This window comes from Ruegeria sp. CK2, from assembly GCF_056536585.1.
Map to the genome: position 1 here is coordinate 34,831 of NZ_JBQFPW010000005.1, position 13,225 is coordinate 48,055.

Sequence of the window (13,225 nt, forward strand, 5' to 3'; positions counted from 1 at the left end):
AGCGACCCCCTGAGTGGCGAAAGTTGCTAGAATGGTGGCCGAAAGAAGGATGGACGAGCGACGCATGGCAGACCTATTGATAGTTTCTAAAATGACTGATTGCTCATTTTACGTTAGATCAAGCCTTTATGGCGCGCCAGCACAGCGAACCACATGGATCGAATTTTTGCCTTAGATCCTGATGCCTCTGCCGCAGCGGTCATCATTGCATTGTGGAGCTCCGTTTTGACCGCAAGATAGACGGCACGAAGGAGCTGTTCCTTGTTCTCATAGTAGCGGTACACAGTTCCGACAGCCAGCCCTGCGCGTTTGGCAACAGCGATCACGGAAGCAGCCGAAGACACACATTCCAAGACCTCCGCTATGGTTGCGCGACGGATGTCACTCAGCTTGTCTCCAGTTTTGCGCTCGACCATCGGTTTCTTCCTGAACTCACAGAGAAGGGAGATAGCCCATCTGGAAAAGAAGACGAAGAGGTGTTCTGTGGGGAGCACCGGCTAAACACAACTGCAGACATCGATCTGATCTAAAGTAGTGGCAGGTTTGGCCTGCACTGCAGACAAAGAATGGGTAGTTTCTACTTAGACTCTGTTAAGCTTTGCACTTTGGCGTCGCAGAAAAAAGGTCGCAGCGACTGCCGCGGCGACCTGCTTCAATTCCGAGACACTGTGATCGGATCAGTCGCGCAACAGCTCGTTGATGCCAGTTTTTGAACGGGTCTTTTCGTCGACCCGCTTCACGATGACAGCGCAATACAGGCTGATGTTGTTCTTGGATGGCATCGACCCCGACACAACAACCGAGTAAGGCGGCACTTCACCGTATGTAACCTCGCCGGTTTCGCGATCCACGATCTTTGTGGATTGGCCAATGTAGACGCCCATCCCCAGAACCGAGCCTTCGCGGACGATGCAGCCTTCGACAACTTCGGAACGTGCGCCAATAAAGCAGTTGTCCTCGATAATGGTTGGGCCTGCCTGCATCGGCTCTAGCACACCGCCAATGCCGACACCGCCCGACAGGTGTACGTTTTTGCCGATCTGCGCACAGGACCCGACGGTTGCCCAGGTGTCGACCATGGTGCCTTCGTCGACATAGGCGCCCAGATTAACGAAGGACGGCATCAGAACGACGCCCGGCGCCACATACGCGGATTTACGGACAATGCAGTTCGGCACGGCCCGGAAACCGGCAGCGCGCCATTGGTTTTCACCCCAACCGGCGAACTTGCTGTCCACCTTATCCCACCAACCACCGTCCTGCGGACCGCCAGTTTGGACTTCCATGTCCTTGATGCGGAAGCCCAGTAAAACCGCCTTCTTGGCCCACTGGTTCACATGCCAGCTGCCATCACTTTGCTTTTCGGCCACACGCAATGCGCCACTGTCCAGCGCGTTCAGAGTGTCCTCGATCGCCTCGCGCTGCTCACCTGTGGTGGCTGGGGTGATCGTGTCACGTGCCTCCCAGGCGGCTTCAATCGCGGCTTCCAATTGTGCGTTGGACATGGGGGTACTCCCTGCAGAATCTGTTCACGTTGGTCTGGCCTATACGCAAGCATGGCCCATGGCGCAATGCGACGTAGGTGAACCAAATTGCGTCAGCGCCCGATCAATCCGCGAACCATGGCAGAAACCTGAGTTTCACAAGACGGTCTGACTAAGACGCAAACGGATCCGGAGCAACATTCCCGCCACAGATCAAAACCGCCACCCGTTCACCCGGCTCCGGCTGATACCGCCCCGACGTCAAAGCGGCCAGCGCGGTCGCCCCGGCCGGTTCGACCAGAAGCCGATGGGATTGCCACAATGCCTTTTGGGCCTTGGAAATCGCGGCGTCCGGCACAAGCACCGAGGTTACATCCCGCGCCAGCCCGAAGCAGATCTGCCCGATCTGGCGGGCGCCCAGCGCGTTGGCCGCAATGCCAGAGACGGTAACATCCACCGGCTTGTTGGCCATTAGCGCGGCATTCAAAGCGCATGAGGTTTCGGGTTCGACCGCGACCACTTTGCGCGCACCCTGAAACCAGGCCAGTGCCCCGGCAATCAGGCCGCCGCCGCCAACCGCGATCAGGACTGTATCGGCCCGTAAACCCTGCGCGTCCCATTCTGCAAAACAGGTGCCTTGCCCAGCCACTGTTGCTGGTGCGTCATAGGCGTGGATCTGCATGGCTCCGGTTTCTTTTTCATGCGCGCGCGCCGTTGTCAGAGCGTTGGCATACTCGCCAGACACCACGCTCAGGTCCGCGCCAGTCTGTTCAATCAGCGCAATTTTGGATGGGCCTGCCAGCTCTGGCACGAAAATTTTCGCCGGATATCCCAAGGCGCGGGCGGCGTAGGCTGCCGCTGCGCCATGATTGCCGCCCGACGCGGCCACCACACCTGCGCTTGGCACATCAGAACTGAGCAACGTGTTGAAAGCCCCACGCGCTTTGAAGCTGCCGGTGTGCTGCAAGTGTTCCAGCTTCATTTCGATCGGGTATCCGGGGATGTCGCTTTTCATGACAGGTGTGACCTGCGCGTATCCAGCAATGCGATCGCCCGCTGCCTTAATTTCCGACTTCCAATTCATTCTTGTCTTTCCGTGACTGGCACTCTGCCCGGGAACCCTATAGCTGTTTGAAAAACACGCAAGCAGGGAACCCCCAGCAATGAGAGAAGACCGCCTCAGCCCCTTTCGCGATGCACAAACCGACCGCTCGACCGCGAGCGAGGTGCCGGACACGCCACAGACACGTTCCTCGGCCTATCGTCTTGCGTTCGCCGACGAAGATTTCATGTGTCGGGATGAACTACGCCCTGTGCGCCTGCAATTGGAGTTGCTGAAACCCGAAATGATCATGACCGAGCGTGAGATCACCTCGACCATCGTGATGTTCGGGGGCGCGCGTATCCCTGAGCCTGCGCGGAAGCACACCGCGCGGACCGAAACACTCGCTGGTTTGTCGCAATATTATGATGAGGCGCGCGAGTTCGCCCGGTTGATGACAGAGAAATCGCACCAAAGTGGCGGCCACGAAAACGTGATTGTCACCGGCGGTGGTCCCGGTGTGATGGAGGCGGGAAACCGTGGCGCGCAGGATGCAGGCGGTTGCTCGATCGGTCTGAACATTGTGCTGCCGCACGAGCAGGCACCGAACCTATATGTGACACCCGAACTCAGCTTCAACTTTCACTATTTCGCCATCCGCAAGATGCATTTCCTGATGCGCGCCCGCGCAATTACGATTTTCCCGGGCGGGTTCGGCACGATGGATGAACTGTTCGAATCCCTGACCCTGATTCAGACCGGTCGCATGGAACGTGTTCCATTCCTGCTGTTCGGGCGAGAGTTCTGGGAGAAGGTGATCAATTGGGAAGCACTGGCCGATGCCGGCACGATTTCAGATGAAGATCTGAACCTTTTCCGTTTTGTCGACACGGCGCAGCAAGCAGTTGACATCATCGAGAACTGGGAACCTGCCCCGCCTCGGGATGAGATTCCGGGGCGCTGACATTATGAAACCTCCCCTAAAACCGGGCGAAATGCTTCATTTGCGCGGAAACGCCCTAGCCAAAGGCGATCCGGTGGCATTGCCGTTGACCCAAAGCAGCATGTTTCACCTGCCCGGCACGCCGGACGGGCACGCGGCTTACGGGCGTGTCGACAACCCAACATGGCTCCACTTAGAGCATGTGCTGTCGCATCTGGAAAACGCACCCTGTCTGACTTTCCCATCTGGTATGGCAGCGATTTCGGCAGCTTTGTTTGCAACTGTCAAAGCCGGATCGCGAATTCTGATCCCGTCGGATGGCTACTACGTTACGCGGCTGCTGGCCGACAGATTCTTATCCAACCTCGGGGTTGCGGTCGAAGAGCGCCCCACCTTAGCCTTCGCTGATGGTGGGTTTGATGGCTTCGATGTGGTGTTTGTCGAAAGCCCCTCGAACCCGGGTCTCGAGACGATTGACCTTGCTTCTGTCGCACGGGACGTCCGTGCGGCTGGCGGCATTACGATTGCCGATAACACAACACTGACGCCTTTGGGTCAGCGCCCGCTGGATCTCGGGATCGACATTGTTGTGTCCTCCGACACCAAGGCAATGGGGGGGCATTCGGATCTTCTTATGGGTCATGTCGCCAGTCGTAGCGCACCGATCATGGAACGGATCGAAGAGTGGCGACGTGTGTCCGGCGCGATTCCGGGCCCACATGAAGCGTGGCTTTTACATCGCGGGTTGGAAACGCTGGACGTTCGATTTGACCGGATGTGTACGTCTGCTCAGGTTCTGGCCGAGCGTTTCACGGCGCACAAGGCTGTGCAACAAGTCCGCTATCCGGGCCTGCCGGACGACCCATCTCATCCCCTTGCGCAGGCGCAAACGGCCCGGTTCGGATTTTTACTGTCGATCACATTGAAAGACGAAGCAAAAGCCGAACAGTTCATCAACGCGTGCCTCCTTTTGCGACCTGCTACTTCCTTTGGAGGCGTTCACAGTTCCGCAGAACGCCGCGCCCGGTGGGGGGACGATGTCGATCCGGCCTTTATTCGCCTGTCTGTCGGCTGTGAACCTGTTGAGGAGCTTTGGCAGGCGATCGAGGCCAGCCTGAATGCGCTATAATCAGTGCTTAGGGTCGCGCAGTTCTTTGAAGACATAGATCGGCAGAACGACGCTGGCGATCAGCGCTCCCAGCCAGACCAGCAAAGTGGCAGCCAAAAGGTTTGAAATGCCACCAACCGTCAGGCCTGCCGTGATCAAATCCGTCACCAAAAGCCCAACGAACGTAACGATCAAAGCGATCCCGCCTTTCAGTGCTGGCGCTTTCTTTTCGCCCAGCTTCAGGATCAAAGGCTCGGCCACAAGCTGAACCAAGGTGAAGACAATCACCACAACGATGAATGACAGCGGCCGGATCGCAAACCCGGCCAAAAGCAGGGTCGCCAACAATAAACCAATGGCGTTCCCGGCCAGCAAGGCCAAAGCGGACTTAATTCTGCGTGACATGGGTCGGCCTCCATCAATAAATAATTCGAAACACGTAAATTCTAACAGAGTTGCGAAAATTTACGAGGCTGCTTGTGCCCTTCTTCATTTTGACCTGTTGAAATCACGTGATAAAACACTTTCATCAAGATCAGACCTGACCACACCAGCGAGAGTGAGATGAGCGACGATCCTTACACGGTCCTCGGTGTCCAGAAGGATGCAAGCGCAGCCGATATCAAGAAAGCCTATCGGCGTATCGCCAAGGAATGTCACCCGGATCTCAAGCCCGGTGATGCCAAGGCAGAAGCAAAGTTCAAAGCCGCCGCAGCGGCATATGATCTGTTGAAAGATCCCGAAACCCGCACACGGTACGACAATGGAGAGATTGACGCCTCGGGTCAGGAACGTCCACAGCAACAGTACTATCGCGACTACGCTGAAGCCGCTGGAAACCCTTATCGCTCGGGCGCGGCTTATGGCGAACCCGACGACATGTCCGACATCTTTGCCGAGTTCATGCGCGGACGTGGGCAGCATGGCCAGCAGCGCACCCATCAGTTTCACGCCCCGGGCCACAACCTAAACTATTCGCTTCAGATCAGTTTTCTGGATGCAGTTTTTGGCGCCAGCCAAAAGTTGACCCTGCCCGACGGCGATCGGATCGAGGTCAAGATTCCAGCTGGCATCACCAATGGACAGACCATCCGCTTGCGCGGTAAAGGCGCGCCTGGCTATGGCGATGGCCCAGCGGGTGATGCCCTGGTGTCGGTATCGGTTGCTGATCATCCGGTGTTTGACCGTCAGGGCGATGACATCCACATCACGCTACCCATCACAATTGATGAGGCCGTTCTGGGTGGCAAAGTCCCCGCCCCAACAATTGATGGCGGCGTCAATGTCAACGTTCCAGCCGGAACCAGCAGCGGCAAAACCCTGCGACTGCGGGGAAAAGGTGTCAAGAAACGTGGATCGTCCGACAGAGGGGATCAGTTGATCGAGCTGACTGTCTCGGTGCCCGACAAAATTGACGATGATCTGAAGACCTTCATGGAGAGCTGGCGCGAAACGCACCGCTATGATCCGCGAAAAGGAATGCCGTCATGACCCGTACGCTGACCGAAGAGGAACTGATCTCCACCATAACCCGCCTCACCTCAGACCGTTTATCAGAGTATCTGGCCGCGGAAATCGTGATCCCCGAGCAATCGGAACAGGGTTGGGTGTATCAGAGCATCGATGTCGCACGGCTTGAGCTGGCGTGCGAGTTGCATGAACAATACGACATGGAAGCCGATGCGCTGTCGATGATGATTTCTCTGATCGATCAGATGCATTGTCTGCGGGCAGAACTTCGGGAAGTGCTGAGCGCGGTCGAAGCCCAGCCTGACGCTGTTCGCAACACCTTGATCGAGGTGATCGGCACTGCGCGCTTCCGCCGAAATTAGTTGGCCACCCTGTACTCTTCCGGCACAAAGAACGTGTAATCGCGATCCGCGACTTGTTCATGGCAATCGTGGCAATAGGCAACAGCTGCAGACCGATCACCCGTGGTATCGCCGAACACCGACCCGTCCGGTAAGACCATAATGTACCGCCAGTCAGCTGTATCAGGGCTGGTGCCTTCGGGCAGCTTTTCCATCACAAACATGGCGCCGGGGTGCACATTGCCTTCATCGGTGACGGTCATACTGTCTTTGGCCAGAACGGAGCCAATGGGCAGGGCTTCGCCTTCCTGCAGGGTGCCATAATTGTGCGCCATCCGGTTGGCATAGCTGTTAACGTAGCGCTGCCCATGAGTGGCTGAGATGTAGGGTGCGTCGTTGAACAATGGCCAGTTTTGATAGTTTCGGATCAGATCCATTCGGGCGGCCGCATAGCCCCGGGCCATGCGGCGGGTCAAAGACCTGTAGAACGCCTCGGCCTCTTCCTTGCTCAGTTCGGCTGGGTTCTCGATCGCCAAATGCGCATCTTGTTCGTCGGCCATCGCCGTACTGGTAAAAGCCAGAAGCAAGGCAAATGCTATCGTTGTTTTTTGGAAATTTTGTTTAAAATTTATGATCATAATAGTGGCCCACCTGAAAACCAGTTCGCCGTTTTGCCATGTAGATTGGCAAGGGAAATAATAGCAATCATCAGGCGAGTTGCCAATTTCGCCATGACACGCTCACCGCTTTGTGCGCAGATTTGAGACGCCAAACCGGGTTTTGTTTACCTAAAATGTATCAGATCTGATCTGAAACGTTGCGTTGAGATGCGGTCGGGACTAACCCTTCAATCCCGCCTCGGCCTCGATCTGTTTGCGCGATTTACGCGCGCGTTCGGTCGCAGATTTCAGCTGGCCACAGGCGGCCATGATATCCTCACCCCGCGTCTTGCGGATGGGCGAGGCATAGCCCGCCTGATAGATAATGTTCGCAAAAGCGCGAATACGGTTGTTCGAGCTACGCTTGTACGGCGCGCCGGGCCATTCATTGAACGGGATCAGATTGATCTTGGCTGGGATTTTGTGACGCTTGATATGATCGATCAGGCGATGGGCATCCTCGTCACTGTCATTCACGCCATCCAGCATCACGTATTCAAACGTGATCCGCTCAGAGTTCGAGACTTTGGGATAGCTAGCCAGCGCCTGCAGTAGTTCTTCGATGTTCCAGCGTTTGTTGATCGGCACCAGAAAATCGCGGGTGTCGTCGGTGGTAGCATGGAACGAGATCGCCAGCAGACAGCCGATTTCTTCGGCCGTGCGCGCAATCTCGGGCACAACACCCGAGGTCGACAGGGTGATGCGGCGCCGCGACAGGGAAATCCCTTCGGGGTCCATGGCAATCTTCATCGCATCGCGAACATTCTCGAAATTATAAAGCGGCTCGCCCATACCCATCAGAACGATGTTCGACAGCAGGCGGGTTTCGTCCTTGGGCGCGCCGGGCGTTGGCCATTCGTCCAGATCGTCGCGCGCCATCATCACCTGACCGACGATCTCAGCCGCTGTCAGGTTGCGCACCAGTTTCTGGGTGCCGGTGTGGCAGAACGAACAGGTTAACGTGCACCCAACCTGTGACGAGATACACAGCGTGCCGCGATCTTCTTCTGGGATGTAGACCACTTCGACTTCATGCCCGCCCGCGATGCGGACCAGGTATTTGCGCGTGCCATCTTCAGACACCTGACGCGTCACAACTTCGGGGGTTTCGATGACAAAGTTTTCGGCCAGTTGCGCGCGATAAGCTTTGGCCAGGTTGGTCATCTCTGCGAAGTCACGCACACCCCATTGATAGATCCATTGCCAGATTTGCCCCGTTCGCATCTTGGCCTGTTTTTCATGCGTGCCATGTTCGATCAGAACATCGCGCAGCCGGTCACGCGTCAAGCCGACAAGATTGACCTTTCCCTCCGGCAGTTTGCGGGGGATGGTCATGACGTCTTGGGTGATCGGCGCTTTGGCTGACATGATTGAATCTCAGGGCTTCGGGCTTGGGATGCGCCTCTATATAGGACTGCGCGCAAAGATCAAAAGAATTCGTACCGATCAATTTGCGAAATGCAGCAATTCTTCCACGCGGGCACGGCCCAAATCGATCCTGCAAGACGTAATCGCAATTCCCGTGCCAGATCCGCCACCGAATGAGGTACCAACCGCCTCGCATTGCGCATCCCTGAACGCGGCCCAAGCGTTTTGCGCGGCTTCCAACGCAGGTAACGCCGCGACCCGCCCAGTCACGTCATCGAGTTCCTTCGCTGCGGCAATAGCGAAAGAATAGCTTTCTTCCAGCGCGCCATTCACGCGCCCTTCCATTTCAGTAACGCAAGCGCCGACCTCGACCTGCGAACTCGCATCGGAACATTCCATTGCCGGGTCCGCCACTACGACGCTTGGAAGGAACATGGCGAAAATAGCCCAGCGCATGGTCCGATACTCCCTTAGAATTCACTTTTCGCAGCAGCTTAGCACAATAACTGTCGTGCAGCTAAACGAAGCTCGGCCGCAAAGGTGGCTCCCCTGCGGCCGAAAGCGCTTTTTCGAAACCCGTCACACAATCGGAACGGGGCTACGTATCAAATCCCTGCGGGCGGTACGTTACAATCGGCCGCGTCCAGGGTTTTCACCGGATCTTCCGGACCGCATTGTTCACCACTAACGGGGTACGTCTCACCGGTATTCTCACACGCGCTCAGCAAAGGCGCGGATAACATCAGCAATATGACAAAAGATTTTTTAAGCATCGGGCAGCTCCTGTTTGTGTCTGAACCAGTTAGTTCAGAAATAAAAGAGCTTCACATTGATCCGGATCAAATCGAGAATCGGACGTCGCGTAAGAGGTCGCTACTACATCCGTGGATATCTGAATAAAAAAAGCCTCGCGAGAAAGACGAGGCTCAGAAGCTACACAAACCAAGTTTAGTTTGTGCAGCGCTTTTCAGCATCTTCAATTGCAGCCGTAAAACCCAACAGCGAAAACGTATCTTTGGTCTGCGTCCCGCGTTCAGACCGTGCCGTTAACACGGCCTCGGTGCCGCGCTTCATCGCGGTGACGATCTTAGCATCATCCGCGGCTGTCGCCGGCCAAGCCCACTCGCCTTCGGTAAACAGCTCGAACTCACTGCCGTCGACTGTCAGGTTCACTGTCGACCCAGCTGCAAACGGATAGCCGCCAGTGAACGTGACCTGGCCTTTGACCTCGGCATTGGGACGGTAGAACACAAACAACAGGATGTCGCTGCGCCGCACGGACACAACACGACCCCCCTTGGTGTTCACGGTTTCCTTAGGCGCAGAAACGCTCCAGCATTCGGTGGGATCATCTTCAACAAAAACGCTCCAATCGGTTTTTGCCGCAACCCGGTTTGTGCTTGTCGCCTGCTGAGCGATTGCAGTTGTGGCCAATCCCGCCACACACAGGCCCGCGATCACGCGGACGAGCATTGATCCCATTGTCCAGCCTCCTAGCTCGACCCATACCTCTTATCCATCGGAAAAGGCTGCAAACCCTGCCGGTTCGTCTGTAACGTTGCGCATCCCGATGATTGCCGACATACACACACTAACGCAGGTTTCGCCACAGGCGAAAGGGCGATTGGCAGTTTTTTGCGCATAAAACCGGAGGTCCAGATGACGCAGCCCGTACCAATGACAGAATTGTGGCGTGGACCGCTGTTAGAGAGCCTGCATCTGGGCCACGCAGTGATCTGCGATGATACCGGACAAATCGTGCGCAGTTGGGGTGATCCCAGCGCAGTCATCTACCCGCGATCTTCGGCCAAGATGATTCAAGCTTTGCCACTGATTACGTCAGGCGCGGCTGCGAAATATGGGCTGAACACTGAGCATCTAGCATTGGCCTGTGCTTCGCACAATGGGGCCGCGATTCACACCGAGCGTGTATCCGCATGGCTGGATCATTTAGGTCTGGCAGAGCCCGACCTGCGCTGCGGACCACAAGAGCCAGCCGATATGGCAGCGCGGGATGGGCTGATCCTGGCTGATGACACGCCTTGCCAGATCCACAACAATTGTTCCGGCAAACATTGCGGATTTCTGACCGTGGCCCAGCATATGGGGGCCGGACCCGAATACCTGGAGATCGACCACCCCGTGCAGCAGGCCTGCCTGTCTGCGGTGGAAGAAACCACAGGCGAGACCAGCCCAGCCTATGGTATCGACGGCTGTTCTGCCCCGAATTTTGCAACCTCGCTGGCCGGGTTAGCACGGTCGATGGCGTGGTTCACATCCTCCGCTGACAGATCTGATCGCGCCAGCGATGCAGCTCAGCAGTTGACGGCCGCGATGATCAAACACCCTGAACTGGTCGCAGGGGAAACCCGCGCCTGTACTGAATTGATGCGCGCAATGGCTGGCCGGGCCGCCATCAAGACAGGTGCTGAAGCCGTTTTTGTCGCAATCATCCCGGAAAAACGGATGGGCGTTGCACTGAAAATCGCCGATGGTGCAACCCGCGCCAGTGAATGCGCCATCGCCGCCATTCTGGTCAGCCTTGGGGTGTTGGACGCCGATCACCCGGCCGCCCGCAAATTCATGAACGCAACGCAGTACAGCCGTCGCGGGCTGGAATGCGGCGTGATCAGACCTGCGCCGGGTTTCCCCGGCTAGGGCTGTCACATCTCGATTTCATGCACCTCGGCGACCTCGACCGAACCCGATCCGTTCACGACCATCGGACATCCCTTGGCCATCTCGGTCGCGGCGTCGATGCTATCGGCTTTGATCACGGTAAAGCCCGAGGCCGGGTTGGCGCCACCATTATCCGCAACACCGCTGCTGCTGACTGTGTGGGATTGACCAACCGGATTGCCGGGAATGTCCAGCGCATCCCCCATACCCTGAAACCATGCGCCCCAGGCGGCCATGGTTGCTTCGACTTCGGCGGGGTCGCTTGGAGTCGTACCACCGTGATAGACAAACAGATATTGGGGCATTCCATTTCTCCTTGTTAAAAACTATTTGCAGCGCGCTTCGAGTTTGCGCAACGACGATGTCCAGCCTTGTTCGTGGTTCCCTGCAATATCGGCATCTGCCAATTCGCGGTGGTCCAAGACCAAACGCGACCCAGTTTGCGATGCGGCGACGTAAAAAGTGACGTGGCTTTCAGCGCCGCGCTGGTCCTGATCATCGTGCCAGGCCCAGGTAAACCCCACCGAGTTTGGTGGATCGACATGTGTGACATGGCCTGAGACTTTGAACCTTTGACCTTCACCGTTTTCCATAACCGAGTACCACGGCCCAAGGCGTGAAAAATCCAGATCATGTTTCGTTACATGCACCCCTTCAGGCCCCCACCATTGCAGCAGTTTTGGTCCATTGCTGATCCAATCGAACAGGGTTTCGGGGCTGACAGGGAAATCCCGCTCCAGTTTCAGGTCGGCCATGAGTTCTCCCCCTCCAGAATATCACCCAAACGGTCGAGACTACCTTCCCAAAACTGCCGTTTCGAGATCGTCCATTCCGCAATCGCACGCAGACCATCGGGCTGGATCGAATACATGCGCCGCGTCCCGTGCACCCGCTGCTGGACCAACCCGGCCTCTCGCAGAACTTTCAGATGGCGCGAAATGGCTGCGCCGGACATGCCCTTGCCGTCAATCAGGTCGCCGACGGGCAACTCTCCGTTCTCCATCAGCTGTTCGACAATCGAGAATCTTGTGGCATCAGATAGTGCCGAAAAGGCGGTCAGAAGTGTGCTCATAACCACTTATTAACACACGTGTTAAATAAAAGAAAGTACGCTGTATCAGGCGCTGACAAAATCCGGTCGGGCATAGCCTTGTACGTACAACAGTGCAGACAAATCGCCATGGTTGATCCGAATGTCGCATTGCTCTGCAACCGCAGGCTTGGCATGCAGCGCAACACCCGTCCCAGCGCGGCCCAGCATGCCCAAATCGTTAGCCCCATCGCCCACGGCAATTACATCAGCTTCTGCAATACCCAATCGCGCAGTGATGCGTTCCAGGGATTCGACTTTGGCCTGACGTCCAAGAATCGGACGTTTCACATCGCCGGTCAGGTGCCCATTTTCAGATAGCAAAGTGTTGGCTCGGTTTTCATCGAACCCCAACCGTTCAGCCACCCGAGCTGTGAACGCGGTAAACCCACCCGAGACCAGCGCCGCGTAGCCACCGGCCGCGCGCATCGTTGCAACCAGTTCGCGGCCACCGGGCATCAGGGTGATCCGCGTGTTTAGCACCTGATCGATCACCGCCTCATCCAGGCCTTTCAACAGACCAACCCGTTCAAGCAAGGCACCATCAAAATCCAATTCACCGTTCATCGCACGCGCCGTGATGTCTTTGACGCGTTCGCCAACCCCAGCTTCATCGGCCAGTTCGTCGATGCATTCCTGTTGGATCATGGTGCTGTCCATATCCGCCAAAAGCATTTTTTTACGACGCCCTTCAATCGGCTGCAGTATCAAGTCGACGCCCATACCCTGCAGATCCGCCCAGACATCCCAGCGGTTGTCTGGCATCTCCACCACCGGAAACTCGGCCGCCTCATCAGAGTTCAACCAAACGACATCCCCCCCTCCCCATGCATTTCGCAACGACTCGACCAGAGTGCCATCAAGCGAGGGCGCCGCAGGGTTGGTCAGCAGGGTGGCAACGAGCATTTTCAGTCTCCGACAGTCTGACATGCGCATATCGCAGGTGCAGCATTTTCGCCAGAGGCGGATGGGGCAAAACAGCCAAAAACGCCCGGTTTTCATCGATTTCAGGGCTTTACCGTCCAGCAAATCCAAGACAGG

General features: G+C 56.6%; 18 protein-coding genes. 5 read left to right on the plus strand and 13 right to left on the minus strand.

What is annotated here, in order from left to right; genetic code table 11:
- Positions 1-113 precede the first annotated feature (113 nt).
- The 3 genes from ACR0BU_RS09465 to ACR0BU_RS09475 all read right to left on the minus strand — a co-directional run bounded on the left by ACR0BU_RS09465 (position 114) and on the right by ACR0BU_RS09475 (position 2,568).
- Positions 114-416 carry a TetR/AcrR family transcriptional regulator gene (locus ACR0BU_RS09465; RefSeq protein ID WP_480736995.1) on the minus strand — a complete coding sequence of 101 codons (303 nt, stop codon included), beginning with the start codon at positions 414-416 and terminating at the stop codon, positions 114-116.
- A 261-nt stretch (positions 417-677) separates the two neighbouring features.
- On the minus strand, positions 678-1,505 hold the full coding sequence (dapD, locus tag ACR0BU_RS09470) for a 2,3,4,5-tetrahydropyridine-2,6-dicarboxylate N-succinyltransferase (protein ID WP_299078876.1): 828 nt from the start codon (positions 1,503-1,505) through the stop codon (positions 678-680).
- A gap of 151 nt (positions 1,506-1,656) precedes the next feature.
- Positions 1,657-2,568, minus strand: coding sequence for a threonine/serine dehydratase (locus ACR0BU_RS09475; RefSeq protein ID WP_480736996.1), 912 nt, complete (start codon positions 2,566-2,568; stop codon positions 1,657-1,659).
- A gap of 79 nt (positions 2,569-2,647) precedes the next feature.
- On the opposite strand from ACR0BU_RS09475, the gene ACR0BU_RS09480 reads away from it, so the two are divergent.
- Together ACR0BU_RS09480 and ACR0BU_RS09485 are read left to right on the plus strand one after the other, a co-directional pair.
- Positions 2,648-3,490, plus strand: coding sequence for an LOG family protein (locus ACR0BU_RS09480; protein ID WP_299889661.1), 843 nt, complete (start codon positions 2,648-2,650; stop codon positions 3,488-3,490).
- Positions 3,491-3,494: 4 nt separating this feature from the next.
- The gene (locus ACR0BU_RS09485; protein WP_480736998.1) at positions 3,495-4,598 is read left to right on the plus strand and encodes a cystathionine gamma-lyase; all 1,104 of its coding nucleotides are present in this window, start codon (positions 3,495-3,497) and stop codon (positions 4,596-4,598) included.
- Here the strand turns inward: ACR0BU_RS09485 and ACR0BU_RS09490 are convergent, their stop codons facing one another.
- Positions 4,599-4,982: a hypothetical protein gene (locus tag ACR0BU_RS09490; RefSeq protein ID WP_299889658.1), complete on the minus strand. Its 384-nt coding sequence runs from the start codon at positions 4,980-4,982 to the stop codon at positions 4,599-4,601.
- A 159-nt stretch (positions 4,983-5,141) separates the two neighbouring features.
- Between ACR0BU_RS09490 and ACR0BU_RS09495 the strand changes: the two genes are divergently transcribed.
- Together ACR0BU_RS09495 and ACR0BU_RS09500 are read left to right on the plus strand one after the other, a co-directional pair.
- Entirely contained in the window at positions 5,142-6,068 is a 927-nt protein-coding gene (locus ACR0BU_RS09495) for a DnaJ C-terminal domain-containing protein (protein ID WP_480736999.1), read from the plus strand.
- Positions 6,065-6,409, plus strand: a complete 345-nt coding sequence (locus tag ACR0BU_RS09500; protein ID WP_480737000.1) for a hypothetical protein — start codon at positions 6,065-6,067, stop codon at positions 6,407-6,409. Before ACR0BU_RS09495 ends, ACR0BU_RS09500 begins: the two co-directional genes overlap by 4 nt.
- On the opposite strand, the gene ACR0BU_RS09505 is transcribed toward ACR0BU_RS09500, so the two are convergent.
- The 5 genes from ACR0BU_RS09505 to ACR0BU_RS09525 all read right to left on the minus strand — a co-directional run bounded on the left by ACR0BU_RS09505 (position 6,406) and on the right by ACR0BU_RS09525 (position 9,897).
- Positions 6,406-6,948 carry a cytochrome P460 family protein gene (locus tag ACR0BU_RS09505; protein ID WP_480737001.1) on the minus strand — a complete coding sequence of 181 codons (543 nt, stop codon included), beginning with the start codon at positions 6,946-6,948 and terminating at the stop codon, positions 6,406-6,408. The genes ACR0BU_RS09500 and ACR0BU_RS09505 overlap by 4 nt on opposite strands.
- A 279-nt stretch (positions 6,949-7,227) precedes the next feature.
- Positions 7,228-8,415 carry a dual-specificity RNA methyltransferase RlmN gene (gene rlmN, locus ACR0BU_RS09510; protein WP_480737002.1) on the minus strand — a complete coding sequence of 396 codons (1,188 nt, stop codon included), beginning with the start codon at positions 8,413-8,415 and terminating at the stop codon, positions 7,228-7,230.
- 78 nt (positions 8,416-8,493) lie between these two features.
- The gene (locus ACR0BU_RS09515) at positions 8,494-8,871 is read right to left on the minus strand and encodes a lysozyme inhibitor LprI family protein (RefSeq protein ID WP_480737004.1); all 378 of its coding nucleotides are present in this window, start codon (positions 8,869-8,871) and stop codon (positions 8,494-8,496) included.
- A 149-nt stretch (positions 8,872-9,020) separates the two neighbouring features.
- Entirely contained in the window at positions 9,021-9,188 is a 168-nt protein-coding gene (locus ACR0BU_RS09520) for a hypothetical protein (RefSeq protein ID WP_298934508.1), read from the minus strand.
- Positions 9,189-9,363: 175 nt separating this feature from the next.
- Positions 9,364-9,897, minus strand: a complete 534-nt coding sequence (locus tag ACR0BU_RS09525) for an invasion associated locus B family protein (RefSeq protein WP_298934507.1) — start codon at positions 9,895-9,897, stop codon at positions 9,364-9,366.
- Between the two features lie 177 nt (positions 9,898-10,074).
- Between ACR0BU_RS09525 and ACR0BU_RS09530 the strand changes: the two genes are divergently transcribed.
- The gene (locus ACR0BU_RS09530; RefSeq protein ID WP_480737006.1) at positions 10,075-11,073 is read left to right on the plus strand and encodes an asparaginase; all 999 of its coding nucleotides are present in this window, start codon (positions 10,075-10,077) and stop codon (positions 11,071-11,073) included.
- 5 nt (positions 11,074-11,078) lie between these two features.
- Here ACR0BU_RS09530 and ACR0BU_RS09535 read toward each other — a convergent pair whose 3' ends face one another.
- From ACR0BU_RS09535 to serB, 4 genes are read right to left on the minus strand one after another with little or no spacing between them, the layout of a single operon-like run.
- Complete coding sequence (locus tag ACR0BU_RS09535; RefSeq protein WP_298934505.1) at positions 11,079-11,399, minus strand: YciI family protein; 321 nt, start codon at positions 11,397-11,399, stop codon at positions 11,079-11,081.
- A 21-nt stretch (positions 11,400-11,420) separates the two neighbouring features.
- Entirely contained in the window at positions 11,421-11,849 is a 429-nt protein-coding gene (locus ACR0BU_RS09540; protein WP_480737008.1) for an SRPBCC family protein, read from the minus strand.
- A complete protein-coding gene (locus ACR0BU_RS09545; protein ID WP_299078907.1) occupies positions 11,837-12,166 on the minus strand; it encodes an ArsR/SmtB family transcription factor in 330 nt (109 codons plus the stop codon). The genes ACR0BU_RS09540 and ACR0BU_RS09545 overlap by 13 nt, the downstream gene beginning before the upstream one ends.
- Before the next feature lie 45 nt (positions 12,167-12,211).
- On the minus strand, positions 12,212-13,090 hold the full coding sequence (gene serB, locus ACR0BU_RS09550) for a phosphoserine phosphatase SerB (protein ID WP_480737010.1): 879 nt from the start codon (positions 13,088-13,090) through the stop codon (positions 12,212-12,214).
- Positions 13,091-13,225: the final 135 nt, after the last annotated feature.